23 protein-coding genes are annotated in these 23,416 nt (G+C 70.9%); 11 read left to right on the top strand and 12 right to left on the bottom strand.

Annotated elements, in window-relative coordinates:
- Positions 1-11: 11 nt before the first annotated feature.
- The 3 genes from ACFQO7_RS08600 to ACFQO7_RS08590 all read right to left on the bottom strand — a co-directional run bounded on the left by ACFQO7_RS08600 (position 12) and on the right by ACFQO7_RS08590 (position 2,652).
- Entirely contained in the window at positions 12-563 is a 552-nt protein-coding gene (locus ACFQO7_RS08600) for a winged helix-turn-helix domain-containing protein (RefSeq protein ID WP_376805910.1), read from the bottom strand.
- Positions 564-736: 173 nt separating this feature from the next.
- Entirely contained in the window at positions 737-1,186 is a 450-nt protein-coding gene (locus tag ACFQO7_RS08595; protein WP_376805909.1) for a methylated-DNA--[protein]-cysteine S-methyltransferase, read from the bottom strand.
- Positions 1,183-2,652 carry an AlkA N-terminal domain-containing protein gene (locus ACFQO7_RS08590; protein ID WP_376805908.1) on the bottom strand — a complete coding sequence of 490 codons (1,470 nt, stop codon included), beginning with the start codon at positions 2,650-2,652 and terminating at the stop codon, positions 1,183-1,185. The genes ACFQO7_RS08595 and ACFQO7_RS08590 overlap by 4 nt, the downstream gene beginning before the upstream one ends.
- Positions 2,653-2,958: 306 nt before the next feature.
- Here ACFQO7_RS08590 and ychF point away from each other — a divergent pair, with 306 nt between their 5' ends.
- Positions 2,959-4,044, top strand: coding sequence for a redox-regulated ATPase YchF (gene ychF / locus ACFQO7_RS08585; RefSeq protein ID WP_376805907.1), 1,086 nt, complete (start codon positions 2,959-2,961; stop codon positions 4,042-4,044).
- Positions 4,045-4,118: 74 nt separating this feature from the next.
- On the opposite strand, the gene ACFQO7_RS08580 is transcribed toward ychF, so the two are convergent.
- A complete protein-coding gene (locus ACFQO7_RS08580; protein WP_376805906.1) occupies positions 4,119-4,379 on the bottom strand; it encodes a hypothetical protein in 261 nt (86 codons plus the stop codon).
- Positions 4,380-4,888: 509 nt separating this feature from the next.
- On the opposite strand from ACFQO7_RS08580, the gene ACFQO7_RS08575 reads away from it, so the two are divergent.
- Both ACFQO7_RS08575 and ACFQO7_RS08570 read left to right on the top strand, forming a co-directional pair.
- Positions 4,889-5,692 carry a GntR family transcriptional regulator gene (locus ACFQO7_RS08575; RefSeq protein WP_376805905.1) on the top strand — a complete coding sequence of 268 codons (804 nt, stop codon included), beginning with the start codon at positions 4,889-4,891 and terminating at the stop codon, positions 5,690-5,692.
- A gap of 3 nt (positions 5,693-5,695) precedes the next feature.
- Complete coding sequence (locus ACFQO7_RS08570) at positions 5,696-6,583, top strand: DMT family transporter (protein WP_376805904.1); 888 nt, start codon at positions 5,696-5,698, stop codon at positions 6,581-6,583.
- A gap of 81 nt (positions 6,584-6,664) precedes the next feature.
- Here ACFQO7_RS08570 and ACFQO7_RS08565 read toward each other — a convergent pair whose 3' ends face one another.
- From ACFQO7_RS08565 to ACFQO7_RS08555, 3 genes are read right to left on the bottom strand one after another with little or no spacing between them, the layout of a single operon-like run.
- The gene (locus ACFQO7_RS08565) at positions 6,665-7,117 is read right to left on the bottom strand and encodes a GNAT family N-acetyltransferase (RefSeq protein ID WP_376805903.1); all 453 of its coding nucleotides are present in this window, start codon (positions 7,115-7,117) and stop codon (positions 6,665-6,667) included.
- Positions 7,114-8,094: a tetratricopeptide repeat protein gene (locus ACFQO7_RS08560; protein WP_376805902.1), complete on the bottom strand. Its 981-nt coding sequence runs from the start codon at positions 8,092-8,094 to the stop codon at positions 7,114-7,116. The genes ACFQO7_RS08565 and ACFQO7_RS08560 overlap by 4 nt, the downstream gene beginning before the upstream one ends.
- A gap of 40 nt (positions 8,095-8,134) precedes the next feature.
- The gene (locus tag ACFQO7_RS08555) at positions 8,135-8,440 is read right to left on the bottom strand and encodes a 4a-hydroxytetrahydrobiopterin dehydratase (RefSeq protein WP_360521553.1); all 306 of its coding nucleotides are present in this window, start codon (positions 8,438-8,440) and stop codon (positions 8,135-8,137) included.
- Positions 8,441-8,656: 216 nt separating this feature from the next.
- Between ACFQO7_RS08555 and ACFQO7_RS08550 the strand changes: the two genes are divergently transcribed.
- The 5 genes from ACFQO7_RS08550 (at position 8,657) to ACFQO7_RS08530 (ending at position 13,086) form a co-directional block, all read left to right on the top strand.
- The gene (locus ACFQO7_RS08550) at positions 8,657-9,070 is read left to right on the top strand and encodes a (deoxy)nucleoside triphosphate pyrophosphohydrolase (protein WP_376805901.1); all 414 of its coding nucleotides are present in this window, start codon (positions 8,657-8,659) and stop codon (positions 9,068-9,070) included.
- 92 nt (positions 9,071-9,162) lie between these two features.
- Positions 9,163-10,164 carry a FecCD family ABC transporter permease gene (locus ACFQO7_RS08545; protein ID WP_376805900.1) on the top strand — a complete coding sequence of 334 codons (1,002 nt, stop codon included), beginning with the start codon at positions 9,163-9,165 and terminating at the stop codon, positions 10,162-10,164.
- Positions 10,161-11,165 (top strand): FecCD family ABC transporter permease, encoded by a 1,005-nt coding sequence (locus tag ACFQO7_RS08540; protein ID WP_376805899.1) that lies wholly within the window; start codon positions 10,161-10,163, stop codon positions 11,163-11,165. The genes ACFQO7_RS08545 and ACFQO7_RS08540 overlap by 4 nt, the downstream gene beginning before the upstream one ends.
- Positions 11,162-11,989 carry an ABC transporter ATP-binding protein gene (locus ACFQO7_RS08535; protein ID WP_376805898.1) on the top strand — a complete coding sequence of 276 codons (828 nt, stop codon included), beginning with the start codon at positions 11,162-11,164 and terminating at the stop codon, positions 11,987-11,989. Before ACFQO7_RS08540 ends, ACFQO7_RS08535 begins: the two co-directional genes overlap by 4 nt.
- A gap of 161 nt (positions 11,990-12,150) precedes the next feature.
- Positions 12,151-13,086, top strand: coding sequence for an ABC transporter substrate-binding protein (locus ACFQO7_RS08530; RefSeq protein WP_376805897.1), 936 nt, complete (start codon positions 12,151-12,153; stop codon positions 13,084-13,086).
- A gap of 69 nt (positions 13,087-13,155) precedes the next feature.
- On the opposite strand, the gene ACFQO7_RS08525 is transcribed toward ACFQO7_RS08530, so the two are convergent.
- The 5 genes from ACFQO7_RS08525 to ACFQO7_RS08505 form a co-directional block, all read right to left on the bottom strand.
- Positions 13,156-14,151: a succinate dehydrogenase/fumarate reductase iron-sulfur subunit gene (locus tag ACFQO7_RS08525; protein ID WP_360521535.1), complete on the bottom strand. Its 996-nt coding sequence runs from the start codon at positions 14,149-14,151 to the stop codon at positions 13,156-13,158.
- Positions 14,148-16,031: a fumarate reductase/succinate dehydrogenase flavoprotein subunit gene (locus ACFQO7_RS08520; RefSeq protein WP_376805896.1), complete on the bottom strand. Its 1,884-nt coding sequence runs from the start codon at positions 16,029-16,031 to the stop codon at positions 14,148-14,150. Before ACFQO7_RS08520 ends, ACFQO7_RS08525 begins: the two co-directional genes overlap by 4 nt.
- A 19-nt stretch (positions 16,032-16,050) precedes the next feature.
- A complete protein-coding gene (locus ACFQO7_RS08515) occupies positions 16,051-16,857 on the bottom strand; it encodes a hypothetical protein (RefSeq protein WP_376805895.1) in 807 nt (268 codons plus the stop codon).
- 247 nt (positions 16,858-17,104) lie between these two features.
- Complete coding sequence (locus ACFQO7_RS08510; protein ID WP_376805894.1) at positions 17,105-18,418, bottom strand: TldD/PmbA family protein; 1,314 nt, start codon at positions 18,416-18,418, stop codon at positions 17,105-17,107.
- A gap of 64 nt (positions 18,419-18,482) precedes the next feature.
- Positions 18,483-19,919 (bottom strand): TldD/PmbA family protein, encoded by a 1,437-nt coding sequence (locus tag ACFQO7_RS08505; protein ID WP_376805893.1) that lies wholly within the window; start codon positions 19,917-19,919, stop codon positions 18,483-18,485.
- 240 nt (positions 19,920-20,159) lie between these two features.
- Here ACFQO7_RS08505 and ACFQO7_RS08500 point away from each other — a divergent pair, with 240 nt between their 5' ends.
- Genes ACFQO7_RS08500 through ACFQO7_RS08490 form a run of 3 tightly spaced genes read left to right on the top strand, consistent with a single transcriptional unit; the run spans position 20,160 to position 23,406 of the window.
- Complete coding sequence (locus ACFQO7_RS08500) at positions 20,160-21,302, top strand: ABC transporter ATP-binding protein (protein ID WP_376805892.1); 1,143 nt, start codon at positions 20,160-20,162, stop codon at positions 21,300-21,302.
- Positions 21,299-22,411: an ABC transporter ATP-binding protein gene (locus tag ACFQO7_RS08495; RefSeq protein ID WP_376805891.1), complete on the top strand. Its 1,113-nt coding sequence runs from the start codon at positions 21,299-21,301 to the stop codon at positions 22,409-22,411. Before ACFQO7_RS08500 ends, ACFQO7_RS08495 begins: the two co-directional genes overlap by 4 nt.
- Entirely contained in the window at positions 22,408-23,406 is a 999-nt protein-coding gene (locus ACFQO7_RS08490) for an ABC transporter permease (RefSeq protein WP_376805890.1), read from the top strand. Before ACFQO7_RS08495 ends, ACFQO7_RS08490 begins: the two co-directional genes overlap by 4 nt.
- Positions 23,407-23,416: the final 10 nt, after the last annotated feature.

The following is a 23,416-nucleotide window of genomic DNA, read 5'->3' as shown; positions in this document are numbered from 1 at the left end:
GCCTGCTGGGATCAGGCGGTGCGCCGCAGCCCGATGCCCCGGCCCGGCTCCAGCCGGTAGCCGAAGCCGTGCACCGTGGCCAGCCCCGCGCCGTGCTCGCCGAGCTTGGCTCGCAACCGGCGCACGTGCACGTCCACGGTGCGCTCGCCGCTGAACTCGTGCCCCCAGACCGCCCGCATCAGCTGCAACCGAGTGAACGCCGCGCCGGTGTGGCGTACCAGGAAGAACAGCAGCTCGAACTCGCGGCGGGTGAACCGCACCGGCGCGCCGTGCACCGTGACGGTGCGGCTCGTCGTGTCGATCAGCACCGCGTTCTCGGGGCTGGGCAGCGCGGGCGGCTCGGGCGCGGCGAGCTCGCCGTCCCAGACCGTGTCGCGCAGCGGTTCCGCGTCGGCCAGCGCGTGCACCAGGCGGGTCGCGGCGGTCGCCGCATCGGGGCCGGTCAGCTTGAGGGTCAGCGTGACCGTGAGCGGTTCGTCGCCGCCCGCCGGGATGTCGGCGGAACGGTGGACGATCGGCACCGCCACGTCGGTGTACGCGGGCTCGGTGAGCAGGACTGTCATCTCGGAACTCCTGGTCGTTGCGGGTCGGGTGGGCAGGTGCGCGAATGCCCGGCGACATCGGAACGTTCGCGGCACGGGACCCTCCACGAGCGACTCAGCAATTACCTGGACAGCGTAACTCGATAACTCCTATCGGGCTAGTAGGAAATACGTGAGCTCGCGTGAGCCCCGTCTCAGCGGCTCGCGGCCTCATGCTTGAGCAGCCATTGCTTGACCTCCACGCCCCAGCGGTAGCCGCCGGGCGTGCCGTCGGCGCGCAGCACCCGGTGGCAGGGCACGATCAGCGCGACCTGGTTGCGGGCGCAGCCCTGCGCCGCCGCGCGCACCGCCGCCGGGCGGCCGGTCAGCTCGGCCAGCCGCCGGTACGACACCGGCTCGTCCAGCGTGCGCAGCGTGTCCCAGCACTGCTCCAGGTAGGCGGTCCCGTGCTGGTTCACCGCGATGGCATCCAGCGCGCCCAGTTCGCCGCCGAAGTAGGCGCGCACCGCCTCGACCGCCCCGGGCGGCACCTCGCCGGGCGTCGCCCACCCCTCGGGCAGGGTGTCGCCGAAGACGGCCGCCGTGACGGCCGTTCCGTCACCCGTCATCGTGAACGGGCCGACCGGAGTGTCAATCGTGATCATGCTGCTCTCCAGAGTCTGATCTGTGCGTACGAGCGCCACGGCCGCCAGCGTTCGGCGTGCCGGGCGAGGTCGGCGGGGTCGTCGGGCAGGCCGAGCGCCTGCGCGCCGCGGCGGGTGCCCAGGTCGGTGGTGAGTAGGACGTCCGGGTCGCCGAGCGCGCGCAGCGCGATGTAGTCGGCGGTCCACGGGCCGACCCCGGGCAGCGCCAGCAGCGCTTCCCTGGTCGCCGCCCGGTCGCTGCCCGCGTCCAGGCGCAGCCCGTCGCGCACCGCCTCGGCGACCGCGCGCAGCGTGCGCCGCCGCGACGCGGGCATCGAGAACGCCTCGTCGGGCAGCGCCAGCAACTGCTCGGGCGTGGGGAACAACCCGGTCGGCAGGCCGGGTCCGTCCGCCGGGTCCCGGTCGGCGGGTGGGAGGAGCCGGGCCAGCACGGTACGCGCGCCCGCCACGCTGATCTGCTGCCCGACCACGGCCCGCACCGCCATCTCGAACCCGTCCACGCTGCGCGGCAGCCGTACCCCCGGCTCCGCGGCGACGACCGCGGCCAGCGCGGGATCGGCGGCCAGCACCGCGTCCACGGCCGCCGGGTCGGCGTCCAGGTCGAGCAACCGGCGGCACCGCGCCACCGCGGGCGTCAGGTCCCGCATGTCCGACAGCCGCAACTCCGCCTCGATGAACCCGGCCCCCGTCCCGGCACGTCGCGCGGCATCGAGGCCGGCCGGGTCGACGCTGGCCGGCCAGAGGGTGACCGTCGCCGGGCCGTGCGGCAGGAGCATCGACCGGGTGTAGCGCCCGTCGGCGTAGCTGTCCACGCCGGTGATCGTGCGTGCGCCGAGGAATCCGAAAAGCGCCTCGACGTGCAGCGGTGCCCGGTAGCTCAGCCGCAGCGACACCACCCCGTCGACCGCCGCGCCCTCGCGCCGCAGTGTGGAGGGCGCGCAGCCGTACACCTCGCGGAAGGTGTCGTTGAACTGCCGGACGCTGCCGAAGCCGGCCGCGAACGCGATCTCCGACAGCCCGAGCCCGGTCTTCGTGATCAGCGTCTTGGCGGTCTGCGCGCGCTGGGTCCGCGCCAACGCCAGCGGCCCCGCCCCCAGCTCCTCGCTGAGCAGCCGGTTCAGGTGCCGCTCGGTGTACCCCAGCCGCGACGCCAGCTCCGGCACCCCGCCCCGGTCCACCACCCCGTCCCCGATCAACCGCACGGCCCGCGCCGTCACATCGGCCCGGTTGTCCCACTGCGGCGACCCCGGCACCGCATCCGGCGCACACCGCCGGCAGGCCCGGAATCCGTTCCGCGCCGCCGCCGCCGCGCTCGGGAAGTAGCGCACGTTCTCCGACTTGGGCGTCCGCGCCGGGCAGGACGGCCGGCAGTAGATCCCCGTCGACGTCACGCCGAACCAGAACCGCCCGTCAAACCGCCCGTCCCGACTGCTCACCGCCCGGTAATAACTCTCCACACTCTCCACCCTGCCCGCCGCCCCGCCCCACCTGCTAGCGGAAATCGGACCTCACCTCGGCTCGCTCACCCACCCGGAGCACGACGCCGCACGCGACCCGCATGAAGATCTGTTTTTGTGGACGCTGGACGCCCCCATAGGGGCCGCCGGCGTCCACAAAAACGGATCAACGCGCGGGCGGCCGGGTGAACTGGGTCGTATGTCCGGTTGGTCGGCGGGCTGGTGGGTGCGTGGTCGGGTGGCGCGGGCGACTGCGGTCACTGCGCGGGGCGGGCACGGGCAGGGCGAGCCGCCGGGTAAGTAAGATTTGCTGTCGTGAGCCTCAGCATCGGTATCGTCGGCCTGCCCAACGTCGGCAAGAGCACCCTGTTCAATGCGCTGACCCGCAACAACGTGCTCGCGGCGAACTACCCGTTCGCCACGATCGAGCCGAACGTCGGCGTCGTCGGGCTGCCCGACCAGCGGCTGGACAAGCTCGCCGAGCTGTACGGCTCGCAGCGCATCCTGCCCGCGCCGGTGAGCTTCACCGACATCGCGGGCCTGGTCAAGGGCGCCTCGAAGGGGCAGGGCAAGGGCAACGCGTTCCTCGCCAACATCCGCGACTGCGACGCCATCTGCCAGGTCGTGCGCGCCTTCAGCGACCCGAACGTGGTGCACGTCGACGGCAAGGTCTCGCCCGCCGACGACATCGAGACCATCAACACCGAGCTGATGCTCGCCGACCTGCAGACGATCGAGAAGGCGCTGCCGCGGCTGGAGAAGGAGCTCCGGGTCCGCAAGGACCGGGCCGGCATCGTCGCCGCCGCGAAGGCCGCCCACGCCGTGCTGGACGGCGGCACGACGCTGTTCGCCGGTGCGGCCAAGGCCGGCATCGACCTCGCCGAGCTGCGCGAGCTGCACCTGATGACCGCGAAGCCGTTCCTGTATGTCTTCAACGTCGACGAGGCCGAGCTGCACAACAACGAGTTCCTCGACGAGCTGCGCGCCCTGGTCGCCCCGGCCGAGGCCGTGTTCATGGACGCGAAGATCGAGTCCGAGCTGATCGACCTGTCGCCGGAGGACGCGGCCGAGATGCTGGAGTCCATCGGGCAGTCCGAGCCGGGTCTCAACCAGCTGATCCGGGTCGGGTTTGGCACGCTCGGCCTGCAGACCTACCTCACGGCGGGCCCGAAGGAGGCGCGCGCCTGGACCATCCCGGTCGGCGCGACCGCCCCCGAGGCCGCCGGGGTCATCCACACCGACTTCCAGCGCGGCTTCATCAAGGCCGAGATCGTGGCGTACGACGACCTGATGGCGGCCGGCTCGATGGCGGCGGCGAAGGCGGCCGGCAAGGTCCGCATGGAGGGCAAGGAGTACGTCATGTCCGACGGCGACGTGGTGGAGTTCCGCTTCAACGTCTGACCCGCCAGGGTCACTCAAGCGTGCCGGGGTGCGGGTCAGGCCGGGCACCCCGGCTGGACCGGTCAGCCGTCGGTCTAGCCTTGCGAGCTGGGATCCGGAGCATCCGACATGTCCACCGTGCAACGGTCGTACGGGTGTGCCGGCTGCAACGTCTCGGGGTCGAAGTCGACCACGCCGACGGCGCCGTCGTCAGCCCACAGGCTGACCTGGGCGGGCCCGGTGAAAACGAGCCGTTCGAGCAACACCTCAGGGCTGTCCATGGTGCCGTCGCCGAAGCAGGCGATCTCGGCTGACTCGCGGCTCAGCAGACCTTCCCGCGAGCGCAGCCGCAGCACCTGGAATGTACCTGGAGGACGCCTACGCCGACGTGGCGGCGCTCTTCCGTGCGGCCGCCGCTGATCGCGAAGCAGTCCTCGTCTGGATGTCCTGACGAGATGAAGAGACCGAGCACTGCGCGAGATGGCGCGGAACCCGCCGTGCCCGGCCCCTTCGGCCTGGCCGTGTCCATGGGAGATGGGGCCAGGAGTCTGGTCAGACGATCGGGTGCCGGATGTATGGCCTTATCAACGAGTACGTCGGCAGCAGGATCGTGTAGCCACACACCCAACACTGGCAGGCGAGGCCGTGTGGCGGCGGTGCAGCGGGGGCGGTCGTAGGCGTGCTCGGCGCTGGGCGGCGGTGCACCTGTAGCCACTTCGGGAGTTTCACGGCGTCCACCTGTGCTTCCAAGATTGGCGATAGCTCTGCGACACTGGCTTAAGCCAGTAGTGGCTTGAGCCAGTGTTGGTGCCGGGCTGTCGTATCGTCAATAGGTGGCTCAAGCCAGTTGCGGTAGCGTGCGTGAGTGAACGACGACTGGGCGGATGACATGGCAGAGCAGAACGCGGACCGAAGACCGCCAAGCAGGCGTATCGCGGACACGCTGCGCGAGAAGATCGAGGGCGGCGAGTTCGCCGCCGGCGACCGACTGCCCTCGGAACGGGAACTGGCCGCCACCTACCAGACCGCGCGCAACACGGCGCGGGAGGCGCTGTCGATCCTGCAAACCGAGGGCCTCGCCATGGCACAGCACGGCAAAGGCGTCTTCGTTCGCGACCGCAAGCCGTTGATGAGGCTGGGCTCCGATCGCTACTCCAAGCGGGCACGCGACGAGAGCGGTCTGTCGCCGTTCCGGATCGAGGTCATGAAGCAGGGCCGTGTGCCCGGCACCGAATGCCGGTCGGTCACACAGGTCGCCCCGCCGGCCGATGTCGCCGAGCGCCTGGACCTGGACCCGGCGCGGGACACGGTCGTCCGTCGCGAGAACTGGTACTTCGCGGACGGGGAACCGGTGCAGGTCGGCGTCACCTACATCCCGGTGGCTGTGGCGCGAGACTCGGCGCTCGCCACGGAGAAGACCCTCGGCCGCGGCAGCATCTATGCCCGGTTCGAGGAACTCGGGCATGCCGTCACCCGCAGCCGGGAAGAGATCAGCTCGCGGATGCCCACGCCAGAGGAGGCGTCAGGGCTGCTGATGCCGCCCGGTGTGCCGGTGCTGGTCGTGCTGCACACCAGCTTCGATCAGAACCTGAAGGCGTTCGAGGTCACGAGGTTCGTCATGCGGGCGGATCTCACTGGTCTGGACTACCGCATACCGGTTGAGGACTGATCGTTGAGCAGGGCAAATGTCGGTCGGCTTGCGCTGCTGGCCCTGCTGTGGGGGTCGAGCTTCCTCTGGATCAAGTTGGCGCTCCGGGGCTTCAGCCCGGTCCAACTGGTCTTCCTGCGGTTGCTGCTCGGGTTCGCCGTGCTCGCGCCGATCGTGCTCCTCCGGCGGCTTCCCATGCCCCGTGGGCTCGCTATCTGGGGCCATCTGTTCGTCGCCGCACTGATCGCGAACGCGGTGCCGTACGTGCTGTTCGGCATCGGGGAGCAGACCGTCGACTCGAACGTGGCGGGGGTGCTCAACGCGACCACCCCACTGTGGACCGTCGTCGTCGCCTATCTCGCGGGCACGGATCGAGCGGTGACGGCCATGCGGGCCGCAGGCATCGCGCTCGGGTTCCTCGGCACGGTTCTGATCTTCTCGCCCTGGGAGACCGCCGGTGAGATCGCGAGCCCAGGGGGCCTCGCCTGCCTCGGCGCGGCGGCCTGTTACGGGGTGAGCTACGTGTACATGGGCCGATTCCTGGCCGGCCGGGGCATCGCACCCCTGATGCTGTCGGCCGGACAACTGGGCGCCGCCACCGTCCTACTGTCGCTGGCGCTGCCGTTCTTCGGGAGCCAGACGATCACGTGGCGAGCCGACGCCGTGGTCAGCGTCGCGATCCTGGGCGCACTGGGCACCGGCATGGCGTACGTGCTCAACTATCGGCTCATCGCCGACGAGGGCCCCACGGCCGCGTCGGTGGTCACCTACCTGCTACCGGTGGTGGCGATCGTCCTCGGCTCCGTCTTCCTCAGTGAGACGCTGACCGTCGCGATGGTGGGCGGCACGGTCCTGGTACTGCTGGGAGTGCTGCTGACTCAGCGAGGGAAGCAGCGCGCACACCACGGATGAGCCGGCCGAGTTCCGCTTCCGCGGCTATGGGTGAAGTCCTCACCGAAGCGCGGTGGCAGCCTCGCTCATGCTCTGCTCGCCTCAGTGCTGTTCGTTGCGTAGGACGTAGCGCAGGAAGCCGCTGTGCGGGGTGTACCGGTCGTAGAGCGCCCGCGCCCGGTAGTTGTTCTCCCTGGTCTGCCAGTACAGCGTTGCCCAGCCGCGTGCCCTCGTCTCGGCCCACAGCCAGTCGATCAGCGCCGCGCCGCAACCCTGGGCGCGGGCTGCCGGGTCGACGAACAGGTCTTGCAGGTAGCAGGACGGGGTGAGTGCGGACGTGTTCTCGTGCAGCAGGTAGTTCGCGATCCCGATGACTGCCCCGTCGGCCTCCGCGACGACGGCGTACACGGGCACGCCGTCGTCCAAGACGCGTGCCCACAGGTGCCGGGTGACGGCCTCGTCGGGCTCACGCTCGTAGAAGCGGGTGTACGCGTCCCAGAGCTCCCGCCAGCGGCTCTCGTCGGCGGGCGTGGCGGGCCGGATGACCAGGTTCATCGCATCTCCTCCGAGTGGGCGTCGGCCGGCGAGGACGTGATCTGGACGAGCAGCCGCCTGGCGTCGGCCAGCCGACGGGCTGCCAGGGCGTCTCCCGGCCGGTCGAGTTCGGAGAACCGCTGCAGGGCCTCCCGAGCCGCGGTCAGCGCCTGGTCGTCGCCCGCCCGGTGCCCGGCGTACGCCGCGGCGTAGCAGGCCAGCGCGAGCCCTTCGCCGCCCTTGACGGCCTTGGTCCGGTCCAGTCGCCGGAACTCCTCCAGCGCGGCGGCAGCGGCGGGGCAGCCGTCGAGGCCGCTGTCGGTCTGGGCCAGGGCGAGTGCCACGTTGGCCCAGCCCTGGGCCGTCTCCCGCAGATCTGCCGGCTTCGGCGGGGCGCTCGAAGCCAGCTGGGCCGCGTGCGTGGCCATCGTGAGCGCCTCCGGGATCCGGTCGCCCCGGTGCAACGCCAGGCTGGTGCCGGCGGCGAACAGGGCGCGGCTGACGAGGGCTTCGCCGTCGGGGTCGGCGGCGTCGCCGATGGCGACGGACTGTTCCAGGTGCGCGAGTGCGGTCTCGTCGCGGCCGAGCCTGGCCAGCAGACGCCCCAGCGCGTACAGGGAGGTTGCATGTCGCAGGCTGTTCGGCCGGAGCCGGGCGATGAGGTCGGCGGACGCGGTCGCGGCGGTGAGGGCGGCATCGAGGCGTCCTGCGGCGAGCGCCTGGCCGGAGTGGTATCCGAGCAGGTCGGCTAGCGCCGCATCCGGGGCCGGCCGGCGGCGTCGGCGCAGCCAGGTGCCTTGGCGCAGGAGCAGCGCCAGCCCGTCCTCGGTGTGCCCGCGCATGATGAGCTTTTCGGCGCGGGCGATGCGCCACGCCTGCCGGCGGCGTGGAAGGTGACGCCTCAGCAGGACGAGGAGGAGGCAGAACACCAGGAAGGCGATGCAGACCAGGCCTGGTCCCATGAAGATCAGTTCGAAGAGATCCGCGCCGGAGGGCATGGGCCGGGAGCCTAGCCCCCTTCGAGGGGGCGCGGGGGGACTACTGGTTCAGGGACTGGTAGGCGGCCTCGACGCGGGCTGCCATGCCGATCTCGGCGGAGGTGAGCGCACCGTTGTCACCGGCGCAGAGCTGGATCTGGGTGCGGCCGTCGAGGCGGCGGATGTGGGGGCGTACCCCGAAGGTGTCTGCGGCGACCGAGATGTGCTCGGTCAGCACGGCATGTTCGGTGTCGTCGAGGGGAAGGGTGCGCTTGAGGCAGTCGCCTTCGTGGACCCAGCCGGTGAGTTGGGAGAGTGCGTCGCTGATGTAGTCGCGTCGTCGGCCCCGTTTCCAGACCGCACCCATCCGCACCTCCGATACCTCCCACGCGGCGATATCGGCTTGTGGCCGAATCTTGTCCGCACCGACACTTCGGTGAGACCTATCCTGCCCTCTATCGCGGCGCGTGTCCACGCGAACAAAACCGACTTCCTGCACTTCACGGGACGGTGTGTGCAGCGCGGACTCGCTTGGTGACACCGCGTCCACCACGAAGCCGGTTTGTCTGGCACGCTGTCCGCCGTGCCTAACTTCTCCTCCGAGATCCGAATCATCGTCGGTGCAGCCATCATCGCCGACGGGCGCGTGCTGGCCTGTGAGCGTTCCGAACCGGCCGAGGTGGCCGGACGGTGGGAGTTTCCTGGCGGAAAGGTGGAGCCCGGTGAAACGGAGCACGACGCGCTCGTCCGCGAGTGCGAGGAGGAGCTGGGCGTGACCGTCGAGGTCGGCGAGCGGGTCGGCCAGGACGTGATGCTCGGCCACGGCCGCGCGGTGCTCAAGGTGTACACGGCGCGGCTGGTCACGGGCGTGCCGCAGCTGATCGAGCACGCCGAGTTCCGCTGGCTGGCCGCGCACGAGCTGCACACCGTGCCGTGGCTGCCCGCCGACGCGCCGATCGTCGCGGCCCTGCCGAAGTTCATGGGAGATGGGGCGTAGCTCACGCTACCTCGACAATTAAGGCCTGCCTTACCTAAGCTCCGTTTCCGTTGGCTGAACCCCTACGAAGCGGGCGGCCGGGGAGGCTCGTGGTGCACGGTGCGGTGAGGCGCGGCGGTGTCGCCGTGCTCGGCGTGCTCGTGCTGCTGGCCGCGGTCGCGGCGAGCCTGACCGTCGGCAGTCGGCACGTTCCCCTGGCCGAGGCGCTCGACGCGCTGCTGCGTCCGGCGCCGACCGAGGCCGCGCTGATCGTCCGTGAGCTGCGTGTGCCGCGTACCCTAGTCGGGCTCGAGGTAGGCGCGGCGCTGGCGCTGGCCGGCGTGATCATGCAGGCGCTGACCCGCAACCCGCTCGCCGAGGCCCGGGTCCTGGGCATCTCCGCGGGCGCGGCGACCGGTGTCGTCTGCGCGATCGCGTTTGCCGGTGCGGCGAGCCTCGCCTCCTGGATCTGGTTCGGGCTGGCCGGGGCCGCGGCCGCCGGGGCGCTGGTGTTCATCGTCGCCGCCCGCACCCGGGATGGCTCCGGCCCGGTGAGCCTCGCGCTGTCCGGCGCGGCCATCGACGCCGGGCTCGGCGCGCTCATCTACGGCGTCCTCAGCATCGACGCGGCCACCTTCGAGCAGTACCGCTTCTGGGTCGTCGGCTCCATCGCCGGGCGTACCCCCGCCATGGCCGCGCAGGTCGCGCCGTTCCTGCTGGCCGGGCTGCTGCTCGCGGCGGTCGCGGCGCGCGGCCTGGACGCGCTGGCGCTGGGCGACGACGTCGCCCGCGGCCTGGGCCACCGCATTCAGCGGGTACGCCTCGCCGCCGCCGTCGCCGCGATCGTGCTCACCGGCGCGGCCGTCGCCCTGGCCGGCCCGATCGCGTTCGTCGGCCTCGCCGTGCCGCACCTGGCCCGCGCCCTGGTCGGCACCGCGCACCGCTGGGTCCTGCCGCTGTCGGCCCTGCTCGGCGCGGCCCTGGTGCTGTTCGCAGACGTGCTGGGCCGGATCATCACGCCGCCCGGCGAGGTCCCCGCAGGTGTGGTCACCGCACTCGTTGGCGCGCCCGTGCTGCTCTGGCTGGTTCGCCGCGCCAAGGTGGTGACCGCGTGATCGTCCGGGCCGGTTTCGCGAGCTTCGTGCTGCCGCGCCGCACCCTGCTGGTCACGCTGGGGCTCGGCGTGGCGCTGGTGGCCGCGATGATCGCCGCGGTCAGCCTCGGCACGATGACCGTGCCACCGGCGGACGTGGTCCGCTCCCTGCTCACCGGCGGCACCGACTACGACCTCGTCGTACGCGAGCTGCGCTGGCCGCGCGTCGTGCTCGGGGCGGCCTGCGGGGCCGCGTTCGGGCTGGGCGGCGCGCTGATCCAGTCCGTGGCCCGCAACCCCCTGTCCAGCCCGGACGTCATCGGCGTGACCCAGGGCGCGGGGCTGGCGGCGACCATCGCGCTGACCTCCGGCATGGCGTACGAGCTGATCGCCCCCACCGCGATGGCGGGCGGCCTGCTCGCCGCGGTCGTGGTGTTCGCCTTCGGCGCGCGCACCGGGTTCGCGGCCAACCGGTTCGTGCTGGCCGGGGTCGCGGTCGCGTTCGCGCTGCGGGCCGGCATCGAGGTGGTGATGTCGTCGGCGGAGACCATCGACGCGCTGCGCGCCCAGATCTGGCTCATCGGCTCGCTCAACGGCCGCGGCTACGAGGAGGCCGGCGCGATCGGCCTGGTGCTGCTGATCGCCCTGCCGCTGCTGCTGTGGGCTGCCAGGGCACTGCGGACCAGCGCCCTGGACGACGACACCGCCCGCGCCCTCGGGACCCGTCCGGCCGCCCGCCGGGTCGCGGTCGGGGCGCTGGGCGTGGTGCTCGCCGCGGCGGCGACCGCGCAGGTCGGCGCGGTGGACTTCGTCGCACTGGTCGCGCCGCAGGTCGCCCGGCGGCTGTCCCGGGCCGAACGCCCACCCCTGGCCGCGTCCGCGCTGGCCGGTGCGACGCTGGTGGTCGCGGCCGACCTCGCCGCCCGGATGCTGCTCGCCCCGACCCAGCTGCCCGTCGGCGTGCTCACCGCCGGCATCGGCGGCCCCTACCTGGTCTACCTGCTCATCAGGAGGCGCCGATGAAGTCCGCCCCGCCCTCGGCCGACGTCGCCGGGCCCGTCCACGGGGAGGCTCCGCTGAGGCTCGCCGGACAGGATCTCGTCGTCGGCTACGACGAACGGACCGTCATCGACGGGCTCTCCGTCGACATCCCGAGCGGCCGGCTCACCGTCATCATCGGGCCGAACGCGTGCGGCAAGTCGACGCTGCTGAGGACCCTCGGCCGCCTGCTCAAGCCGAAGGGCGGCAGCGTGCTGCTCGACGGCGAGCTGCTGCACGAACTCCCGCCCCGCCGGGTCGCCCAGCGCCTCGGCGTGCTGCCGCAGTCGCCGCTGGTGCCCGAGGGCGTCACCGTCGCGGACCTGGTGGCCCGCGGCCGCCAGCCGCATCAGCGCTGGTGGCAGCAGTGGTCCCCGGCCGACCAGGAGGCTGTCAGGGCGGCCCTGGCCGACGCCGACATCGCCGACCTGGCCGACCGCCCCGTCGAGGCGCTGTCGGGCGGCCAGCGCCAGCGCGTCTGGATCGCCATGGCACTGGCCCAGCAGACCGAGGCGCTGCTGCTCGACGAGCCGACCACGTTCCTCGACGTCGCCCACCAGGTCGAGGTGCTGCGCCTGATGCGCCGCCTCCAGCAGGGCGGCCGCACCGTGGTGGCGGTCCTGCACGAGCTGAACCAGGCCGCCCGCTACGCCGACCATGTGATCGCCATGAAGGCAGGCCGCATCGTCGCTTCCGGGCCGCCCGCCGAAGTCATCACGACGGCCCTGATCACCGACGTCTTCTCCCTCGACTGCACCGTCGTCCCCTGCCCGGTCACCGCCACCCCGCTGGTGATCCCCAACCCCTGACCACCCCTGGCGATCTTGCGTGAACTGTGGGCACGACACGCGCCAAGCGGACATCTCGCCGACAGTCCGCGCAAGATCGCCGCGATCTCGGCATGAGCCGGGAGGACTTCGCCGCGGAACGAGCGGCGGAGCGTACAGAGATCCAGGAAGGAAGTGGCGCTGTGAAGAGGCGTCTTGTTCTCGTGGCGGCGGTTGCCGCCTCGCTCGCGCTGGCGGGCTGCGGCACGGCGAAGGAGGACGCCGGCGATGGCGCGGCCACCGTCGAGGTCACCCACGCGATGGGCACGACGAAGGTCCCGGCCGCGCCCAAGCGTGTCGTCGTGCTGGACACCGACAAGGTCGACACCGCGCTGACGCTGGGCGTCAAGCCGGTCGGCGCGGCCCGCGCCGGCGAGCTGACCGGCTGGCCGACGTACTTCGGCGCCGGCGCGACCGACGGCATCACCGAGGTCGGCGTGCTCGACGAGCCCGACCTCGAAGGCATCGCCGCGCTCAAGCCCGACCTGATCCTCGGCTCCAAGTTCCGCCAGGAGAAGTTCTACGCCGAGCTGTCGAAGATCGCCCCCACGGTGTTCACCGAGAACGTGGGCAAGACCTGGAAGGCCAACTTCCTGCTCGACGGCTTGGCCCTCGGCAAGGAGCAGCAGGCCAAGGACCTCCTCGCGGCGTACGAGAAGCGCGCCAAGGAGGTCGGCGCGGCCATCCCCAACGCCGCCAACCTGAAGATCTCCCTGGTCCGCTTCATGCCCGACCACATCCGCGTCTACGGCCCCGAGTCCTTCTCCGGCATCGTCCTCGGCGACACCGGCCTCGGCCGCCCCGAGCGCCAGCTCCTGTCCGCCAAGGACGACAAGCGCTTCGACAAGGTCAGCGCCGAGCGCCTCACCGAGGTCGACGGCGACTTCATCTTCATCGCCGCCTACGGCGAGAAGTCCGCCACCGAGCAGGCCAAAATCACCGCCGGCCCCCTCTGGGCGACCCTCGGCGCGGTGAAGGCCGGCAAGACCCGGATCGTCGCCGACGAAACCTGGATGACCGGCATCGGCGTCACCGCCGCCAACAAGATCCTCGACGACCTCACGAGCCACCTGAAGTAGCCCCGGTAACGACGATCGCGGCGATCACCGTGGCCCGTGGGCCACAGGGTGATCGCCGCGATCGTGTCTTCAGCGCTCGGGGTGGTAGTAGTTCAGCGTGGCCGGGTTGATGGGGAACGTGATGTCGTCGCCGAAGGGGGAGGCGGCAGCCGCCCGGTCGGAGAGCATTTCGTTCAGGTTCACGTGGCCGGAGGGGTTGACCTCTGACGGCTGGGGCGGCGTTAGTTCGCGGCCGAAGTCGACCGGGGCCTGGCCGTCGGTGACCGTCACGGGGCCGGCGTGCACGGTGGGGCCGGCGGGCACGGTGGCGGCCAGCTGGTCACGGCGGAGAATTTTGCGTCCGAATACCACCAGCGGATCATAGCGGCGATCCACGACCCGTTCCTTCATGGGGATGATGGCGTTGTCGGTGATCTTGATGTGTTCGGGGCAGACCTCGGTGCAGCACTTGGTGATGTTGCAGTAGCCCAGGCCCTGGGACTGCTGCGCGATCTCCTTGCGGTCGTGGCGGGCGTCGAGGGGGTGCATGTCCAGCTCGGCGGCGCGGATGAACAGGCGCGGGCCGGAGAAGGCCGGCTTGTTCTCGTCGTGGTCGCGTACGACGTGGCAGGTGTTCTGGCACAGGAAGCACTCGATGCACTTGCGGAACTCCTGCGAGCGCTCCACGTCGATCTGCTGCATCCGGTACTCGCCGGGGGCCACGTCGGCGGGCGGCGCGAACGCGGGCATCTCCTGTGCCTTCTGGTAGTTGAAGGACACGTCGGTGACCAGGTCGCGGATGACCGGGAAGGTCCGCAGCGGGGTGACCGTGATGGTCTCGTCCTCCTCGAAGGTGGACATCCGGGTCATGCAGCCGAGGCGGGGCATGCCGTTGATCTCCATCGAGCAGGAGCCGCACTTGCCGGCCTTGCAGTTCCAGCGGCAGGCCAGGTCGGGTTCCTGGGTGGCCTGCAGCCGGTGGATGACGTCGAGCACGACCTCACCCTCGTTGACCTCGACCTTGTAGTCGTTGAGCTGGCCGCCGGCCGCGTCCCCGCGCCACACCTTGAATTGCCGCACGGTCATGACAGCTCCTTGTCGGTCATGTACTTGGCCAGCTCGGACTTGTCGAACAGGGCGAGCAGGTCGGGGGTCATCATGGGGATCGGCTGGTGGGTGAGGTCCACGTCGCCGGTGGGGGTGAGCGCGCAGACCAGGTTGACCTGCCGCCACTTCGGGTCCATCTTCGGGAAGTCCTCGCGGGTGTGGCCGCCGCGCGACTCCTCGCGCTCCAGCGCGGCCTTCGCGGTGCACTCCGACACGACCAGCATGTTGCGCAGGTCGAGGGCGAGGTGCCAGCCCGGGTTGTACCGGCGGCCGCCGGTCGCGCCGACCTTGCGGATGCGCTCCTTCAGCTCCGACAGGCGCGACAGCGACTCCTGCAGCTCGCCCTTGCGGCGGATGATGCCGACCAGGTCGCCCATCACGTCCTGAAGGTCACTCTGCAGGGTGTACGGGTTCTCGCCGCCGTCGCGGGCCAGCGGGGTGAGCGCCTCCTCGACCGCCGCGGCGACCTGCTTGTCGTTCACCTTGGGCCGCTTGGCCAGGGTGTCGGTGTAGCTCGCCGCGTACTCGCCCGCGCGCTTGCCGAAGACCAGCAGGTCGGACAGGGAGTTGCCGCCGAGGCGGTTGGAGCCGTGCATGCCGCCGGACACCTCGCCGGCCGCGTAGAGGCCCAGCACGCCCGCGGACGCGGTGTCCGGGTCGACCTCGACGCCGCCCATCACGTAGTGGCAGGTCGGGCCGACCTCCATCGGCTGCGAGGTGATGTCGACGTCGGCCAGTTCCTTGAACTGGTGGTACATCGACGGCAGCTTCTTGAGGATCTCCGCGGCCGGGCGGCGCGAGGCGATGTCGAGGTAGACGCCGCCCGCCTTGGTGCCGCGACCGGCCTTGACCTCGGAGTTGATGGCACGGGCCACCTCGTCGCGGGGCAGCAGCTCGGGGGGACGCCGGTTGTTGTCCGGGTCGGTGTACCAGCGGTCGGCCTCCTCGGGCGTCTCCGCGTACTGCTTGCGGAACACGTCCGGGACGTACTCGAACATGAAGCGCTTGCCGTCGGAGTTCTTGAGGATGCCGCCGTCGCCGCGGACCGACTCGGTGACCAGGATGCCCCGCACCGACGGCGGCCACACCATGCCGGTCGGGTGGAACTGCAGGAACTCCATGTTGATCAGCTTCGCCCCGGCGCGCAGCGCCAGCGCGTGGCCGTCACCGGTGTACTCCCAGGAGTTCGAGGTGACCTTGTAGGAGCGGCCGACGCCGCCGGTGGCCAGCACCACGGCGGGGGCCTCGAACAGCACGAACTCGCCGGACTCGCGGTGGTAGCCGAACGCGCCCGCGATCCGCTTCTGACCGCCGGTCTCGTCGAGCAGCAGCTCGGTGATGGTGCACTCGGCGAACACGCGCAGCCGGGCGTCGTACGCGCCGTGCTGGGCCTTGTCCTCCTGCTGCAGCGAGACGATCTTCTGCTGCAGGGTGCGGATCAGTTCCAGGCCGGTGCGGTCGCCGACGTGGGCCAGGCGCGGGTACTCGTGGCCGCCGAAGTTGCGCTGCGAGATCTTGCCGTCCTTGGTCCGGTCGAAGAGCGCGCCGTACGTCTCCAGCTCCCAGATCCGCTCCGGCGCCTCCTTGGCGTGCAGCTCGGCCATCCGGTAGTTGTTCAGGAACTTGCCGCCGCGCATGGTGTCGCGGAAGTGGACCATCCAGTTGTCGTTCGGGTTGACGTTGCCCATCGCGGCGGCCGCGCCGCCCTCGGCCATGACCGTGTGGGCCTTGCCGAACAGCGACTTCGAGATGATGGCGACCTTCTTGCCGGCCAGCCGGGCCTCGATCGCGGCGCGCAGACCCGCGCCGCCGGCGCCGATCACGACGACGTCGTACCAGTGCTTCTCAATGTTGATCATTTGTGCCACCTATCCCGGCTCAGCCGATGAACCGCAGGTCGCTCCACCAGCCGGCGGCGAGACCCATGATGTAGAAGTCGGTGAGGGCCAGCGTCGCCAGCGTGATCCAGGCGAGCCCCATGTGCCGGGCGTTCAGCTTGGACACCCAACCCCAGAGCCGGTAGCGCACCGGGTGCTTGGAGAAGTGCTTGAGGCGGCCGCCGATGATGTGCCGGCAGGAGTGGCAGGAGGCGGTGTACGCCCACAGCATGATCACGTTGATCCACAGGATCACGTTGCCCAGCCCGAACCCGAAGCCGCTCGGGGAGTGCATCGCGATGACGGCGTCCCAGGTGTTCAGGAGCGAGATCAGCACGGCGGCGTAGAAGGCGTACCGGTGCGCGTTCTGGAAGATGAGCGGGAACCGGGTCTCGCCGGAGTACTTCGTGTGCCCGTCGGGCACCGCGCAGGCTGGCGGCGACAGCCAGAACGACCGGTAGTACGCCTTGCGGTAGTAGTAGCAGGTCAGCCGGAAGAGCAGCAGGAACGGCAGGGACAGCGCCGCGAACGGGATCAGCGGGCTGTCCGGGATGAACCGTCCGAACTCGGCGGCGGCCGGGTCGCAGCCCAGCGAGACGCAGGGGGAGTAGAACGGGGTCAGGTAGTGGTACGCGTCGACCCAGTACAGCTTCTGCATGAACACCCGGAAGGTCGCGTACGCGACCCAGGCGGTGAGGCCAATGACCGTCAGCACCGGTGCGAGCCACCAGCGGTCGGTGCGCAACGTCTTGGCCTCGATCGCGGCGCGCGGTTTCGCGCCGGCCGGCCTCGTTGCCGTCGTCGTCATCTTCGTCGCTCCCTGAGATACGCAGTCGTGGGAACACGTGCGTGGATCAATCACGGACACGTTACGCCGAAAGATGTCGATCATGTGACTCGGGACACTGTGATGTGTCGCATCGCAGCCTTGTCGACTGCCGCCACCAGCGGTAATGCGGCCAAGATCGCTCGACTTGCCAGGCAGGTGTGCGAATGCGAGCGCAAGATACGCACAGGTGCCGGGCAAGTCGAGCGATCAAGGGCCGGGCGGGACGTCAGCCGCTGGCGTTGCCGGTGATGTTCCAGGAGGCCAGGTGCAGGGCCGGGGAGGTCCATGCGCCGAGGAAGACGCGCGACGGCTGGGGCACCGCTTCCGCGCCGACGCCGAGCACCGCGCCCGGCCCGAGGGCCTGCGGGTAGAGCTGGGTGAAGCGCATGTTGCGCACCGGGCGGGTCACCTCGCCCCCCTCGATCAGCCAGACGCCGTTGCGGGTCAGACCGGTGAGCGCCAGGGTGCGCGGGTCGAGGACCCGGGTGTACCAGAGATCGGTGATCAGCAGGCCGCGCCGCACCCGCGAGATCATCTCCTCGACGCCGCTACTGCCCGGGGCGAAGCCGAGGTTGTTCGGCATCGGACCCCAGGCCGGGCTGCCCCCGTGGCCGGTCGACGCGGTCCCGGCCGCCGCGGCGGTGCGCCGGTCGTGCGCCAGCGCCGTCGTGACGCCCTTCTCCACCAGGGCGAGCCGGGTGCGCGGGGTGCCCTCACCGTCGAACGGCTCGCGCGGGTCGTCGTACAGGCTGATCGCCTCGTCGAACTGTGCCGCGCCCAGCTCGGCGAACGAGCGCCGCTCCTGGACCGCCTTGGCGTTGAAGCCGAACAACGAGAAGTTGGTGAGCAGGTCGGCCACGGCCTCCGGTTCGAGGACCACTTCGTAGTGGCCGGGCGGCAGTTCGACCGGGTCCGCCTGGGAGCGGGCCTTGGCCGCGGCGCGAGCGCCCTGAGCCGCCCCGTCGAGGTCGGACAGCCGCACGCTGGAGCGGCGGGCCACCCCGTCCGCGCCGTTCTCCCGCGCGATGCCGTCCAGCTCCGCGGTCGTGGCCTGTGCGGACAGCGCCTGACCCGCGGAGTTGCGGTAGACGCCGGACCAGTGGCCGGTCTGGCAGTAGCCGGCCGTCTCCAGGCCGCCCGCCGCGTCGACGAAGGCCCGCACCCTGGCCGCCCGGTCGTCGGGGGAGGCGTCGCGGGTCGCCTCGTCCACCGTGCCGGGCAGCACGAGCGGGGCCGGGCCGGCCAGGCCGGGCCAGCCGGGGTCGCGGGGAGCCGAGCGCACCGCGGCGGCCGTGCGCGCGACCAGCGAGGTCAGCCCTTCGGGGCCGGTCAGCGTGGTGGTCGTGCTGACGGTACGGCCGTCGAGGTGGGCGCGCAGCCGCACGGCGACGGTGTCCTCGGCGACGTTCTGGTGGATGCGCGAGTTGGCGAACCGGGTCAGCGCCCGGTGCACCGCGTCGGCGGTCACGTCGATCTCGGCCCCGGGCAGCGCCCGCTGGGCCAGCTCCAGCACCTGCTCGGCAGCGTTGGAAACGTTCATGCCCGCTCCTCGCTTCGCTCGTCACCGGCATGTGTCGTGCTCATGATTCGCTCGCTGTGCTCGCTCATGCCCGCACCCCCACGCGCACGTTCTGGAAGCGGGCCGGCGCGGACGGGTGGCCGGTGTGGCCGACCTGGGTCGGCTGGCCCTTGCCGCAGTTCGGCGTGCCCCAGTACTCGATCTCGCTGGACAGCATGTCCATGGACTGCCAGAACTTCGGCCCGATCCCGGTGTACGTGGGATTGCGCAGCATCCGGCCCTTCTTCCCGTTCTTCACCTCGTACGCGATCTCGCAGCCGAACTGGAAGTTGAGCCGCTTGTCGTCGATGGACCAGGAGCGGTTGTTCTCCATGAACACCCCGTCGTCGGTCTCGGCGATGATCTGCTCCAGGGTGTGCGGGCCGGGTTCGAGGCCGACGTTGGTCATCCGCACCATGGGCAGCCGGGCCCAGCCGTCGGCCCGCACGCTGCCGCCGTAGTCGAGTCCGGCCAGTGTCGCCGAGTCCCGCCCGGCCAGCACACCGACCCAGATCCCGTCCTTGACGGCGTACCGCTTGGCCGCCGGGGTGCCCTCGTCGTCGAAGCCGAAGCTGCCCAGCGCGCCGGGCAGGGTCGGGTCGATGGTGATGTTCATCAACTCCGAGCCGTAGCGCAGCGAGCCGAGCTGGGCCAGGTCCAGCCAGGACGTGCCGGCGAAGGCGGCCTCCCAGCCGAGGATGCGGTCCAGCTCGATGGCGTGCCCGACGGACTCGTGGATCTGCAGGAACAGCTGCTCGCCGCCGAGGATCAGCGCGGTCTCGCCGCTCGGGCACAGCGGCGCGGTCAGCAGCGCGCGCGACTCGTCGGCCAGGCGCGGCGCGTGGGCGAGCAGGTCCAGGCCCTGGACGAGCTCCCAGCCGCGGGTGCCGTACTGGCCGCGGGCCGCCGGGTAGGAGCGCACCTGGGTCTCGCCCTCGCCGATCGCGGTGGCCTGGATGCCCGCGCCGCACTCGCGTACGTGCTGGTCGATGCGGTGGCCTTCGCTGGAGACGAACCACTTGCGGGTGTCCCAGATCTGGTAGACGCCGGTGGCCTGGTCCGCGCCGTGCTCGACCATCGTCTTGGTGGCGTGGGTGAGCAGGTCGCCCTTGTCGGACAGCGGCACGGCGAGCGGGTCGATCAGGCACTCGCTGGCCCAGGTCGCGCTGCCGACGGTGGTCGGCACCAGGTCCACGCCCGGCCCGGCGACGCGGGCGCTGGCCTTGGCGATGGCCGTGGCACGGGCGCCGGCGAGCCGGGCCGCGCTGTCGGACAGGTCCGGTACGGCATAGAAGCCCCAGCTGGAGCCGACGAGCGCGCGTACGCCGAGGCCGGCGGACTCGTCCGAGTTCAGTTCCTCGACCTCGCCGTTGCGGGCCTCCATGGACTCGTAGCGCTTGTGCATCACCCGCGCGTCGGCGTAGCGCGCACCCGCGTCCAGCGCCGCCGCCACCGCCGCCTCCGCGACGTCGAAAAAGCTCATGATCGCCACCCTAGTCCGCGACTGACCGATCCGACGCCCCTGCGCCGTGATCGTCGGACTTGCCTGGCAATCGGGGGAATCATGGGCGCTCTTTCGCCCGTTTGCCAGGCAATTCGAGTGATCAATCCGATGGCGTTAGCCACTTGTTACTTAGCGCGTCTGGTGACGACACGCCGGGGTCCGTTACCTTTTGGCGCACGAGTATGAAAGTTTTCTTCATCGGCAGGGACGGGAGCGGCAATGACGCACGACGCTGCAAGCCCCCCGTATCTGCAGGTCGACGACCTGCGGGTGCGCTTCAACACCGCGGACGGCGAGGTCCGTGCGGTGGACGGGGTGAGCTTCGGCCTCCACAGAGGGCGAACGCTCGGCATCGTCGGCGAGTCCGGCTCGGGCAAGAGCGTCACGAGTCTAGCGGTGATGGGCCTGCACGATCCGGCCCGCACCCGGATCACCGGCGGCATCACGCTGGGCGGGCGGCAGCTCGTCGGGCTGTCCGACGGCGACATGCGCAAGCTGCGCGGCCGTGACGTCGCCATGATCTTCCAGGACCCGCTGTCGGCGCTGCACCCGTTCTACACGGTCGGCCGGCAGTTGGTGGAGGCCTACCGCACGCACCATCCGGACGCGTCGAAGGCGCAGGCCAGGCAGCGCGCACTGGACATGCTCGACCGGGTGGGCATCCCGCAGCCGGACCGGCGCCTGCACCAGTACCCGCACGAGTTCTCCGGCGGCATGCGCCAGCGCGTGATGATCGCGATGTCGCTGATGAACGATCCGGCGCTGCTCATCGCCGACGAGCCGACCACCGCGCTCGACGTGACCGTGCAGGCGCAGATCCTCGACCTGCTCGCCGACCTGCAGCGCGAGTTCCACAGCGCGATCATCCTGATCACCCACGACCTGGGCGTGGTGAGCCAGGTCGCCGACGAGGTGCTGGTCATGTACGGCGGCCGGGCCGTCGAGCACGGCACCGTCGCGCAGGTGATGCGCGGGCCGCAGCACCCGTACACGTGGGGCCTGCTGGCCAGCATCCCGAGCCTGCACGGCGACCCCGAGGTCGAGCTCAAGCCGATCAAGGGCAACCCGCCGAGCCTCATCAACGTGCCGACCGGCTGCGCGTTCCACCCGCGCTGCGCGTACGCGATGAAGCCCGAGCCGTGCGCCGCGCAGGTGCCACAGCTGCTCGCCGTGCAGGCCGACGGCCGTGACACCGGGATCCCGCTACGCGGCCTTAATCGGTCGTCGTCCTCCGCTCCGCTACAGACGACACCGAGCGGCCGCTCCGACGGGATCCCGCACCGGGTGGCCTGCCACCTGCCTGAGCCGCAGCGCATCAGCACCTATACCGACGAGATCGCACACGTGGGGGTGGCCCAGTGACGCAACCGTTGCTCAGGGTGCGGGGGCTGACCAAGCATTTCGCCGTGCGCCAGGGGGCGACCGGGGCGAAGGCGGCGGTGCGCGCGGTCGACGGGCTCGACTTCGACGTGCACGCCGGCGAGACGCTCGGGCTGGTCGGGGAGTCGGGCTGCGGCAAGACCACCACCGGCCGAATGCTGGTGCGCCTGCTGGAGCCGACCGCGGGCAGCATCGAGTTCGAGGGTCGCGACATCACCAAGTTGGGCCGCCGCGCGATGCGCCCGCTGCGGCAGGACCTGCAGATCATCTTCCAGGACCCGTACTCGTCGCTGAACCCCCGGCACACCGTCGGCAAGATCGTGGCGATGCCGCTGGAGGTCAACGGCATCAACCCGCCCGGCGGGGTCAAGGCCCGGGTGCAGGAGCTGCTGGAGCTGGTCGGGCTCAACCCGGAGCACTACAACCGCTTCCCGCACGAGTTCTCCGGCGGGCAGCGCCAGCGCATCGGCATCGCGCGGGCGCTCGCACTGCGCCCGAAGCTGATCGTCGCCGACGAGCCGGTGTCGGCCCTGGACGTGTCGATCCAGGCCCAGGTGGTGAACCTGCTGCGCGAGCTGCAGCGGGAGCTGGACCTGGCCTTCGTCTTCATCGCGCACGACCTGGCCATCGTGCGCCACTTCAGCCGCCGGGTCGCCGTGATGTACCTGGGCAAGGTCGTCGAGATCGGCGACCGGGCCGACATCTACGAGCGCCCGCGGCACCCGTACACCAAGGCACTGCTGTCGGCGGTGCCGGACGTCGCCGCGTTCGGCGAGCCCCGGCAGCGCATCCGCCTGACCGGCGACGTGCCGACCCCGCTGAACCCCCCGTCCGGCTGCCGCTTCCGCACCCGCTGCTGGAAGGCCCAGGACGTGTGCGCGACGGAAGAGCCGCCGCTGCTGGTCCGTGAAGGGAGTGGGCAGGAGGTCGCTTGTCACTTCCCGGAGCCTGCGGAGGGAAGCGGCAAGCACAGTCCGGAGCCTGCGGAGGGAAGCGGCAAGCAGAGCCCGGAGCCTGGCGACCGAACGACGGCGCCCAGCCAGGCGCATTCCGGAGCAGGCCAGGAGAACGGACACGAGGTGGCGGCATGAGCCTGTCGCAGATCGAGACGGACGCCGTCGGCGTCGACGCGGCCGTGACACCGGTCGCGCAGCCCGGCATGGTGGGCCGCTCACCCGGCCGGCTGGCCTGGGCCCGGCTGCGGGCCAACCGCACCGCGATGGTCAGCGGCTGGATCATGGTGTTCTTCGTCGTGCTCGGACTGGCCGCGCCCCTGGTCGAGCTGGTGTACGGGATCAGCCCGTTCGAGCAGTTCCAGGACAAGATCGCCAACAACAGCCTGCCGCTGGGCTACTTCGGCGGCGTCTCGGGCGAGCACTGGTTCGGCCTGGAGCCGCAGCTGGGCCGCGACATCTTCATCCGGCTCGTGTACGGACTGCGCACGTCGCTGTTCATCGCGGTCTCGGCGGCGCTGTTGACCACAGGGCTGGGCATCGTGCTCGGCATCGTCGCGGGCTACCTGGGCGGCTGGATCGACGCGGTGATCAGCTGGGTCATCGACTTCGCGCTGGCGCTGCCGTTCCTCATCTTCGCGCTGGCCATCATGCCGACGGTGACCGCACGCTTCTACGGGCCGCGCGACGAGATCCCGGTGCCGTTCCGGATCGGCGTCATGATCTTCCTGTTCGCGCTGTTCGGCTGGACCGGCACGGCCCGCCTGGTCCGCGGGCAGGTGATCTCGCTGCGCGAGCGGGAGTTCATCGAGGCGGCACGGGCCAGCGGCGCGGGGTTGTTCCACATCCTGTTCCGCCAGCTGCTGCCGAACCTGTGGGCGCCGATCCTGGTGTCGTTCTCGCTGGCGGTGCCGGGCTACATCACCGGTGAGGCGGCGCTGTCCTTCCTGGGCATCGGCGTGGTCGACCCGACCCCGGACTTCGGCGTGATGATCAACAAGAGCCTGAGCTACGCGCAGACCGATCCGGCGTACCTCATCTTCCCGGGCGTGGTGATCTTCCTGCTGGTGCTGGCGTTCAACCTGTTCGGCGACGGCCTGCGCGACGCGCTCGACCCCAAGTCGTCCCGGTAGGAGGCACGAG

It is taken from the genome of Catellatospora aurea, assembly GCF_042663325.1.
Classification (GTDB): Bacteria; Actinomycetota; Actinomycetes; order Mycobacteriales; family Micromonosporaceae; genus Catellatospora; species Catellatospora aurea.
The sequence above is the reverse complement of the archived record's forward strand: the minus strand, read 5'-3'. Positions and strand labels throughout refer to the sequence as shown.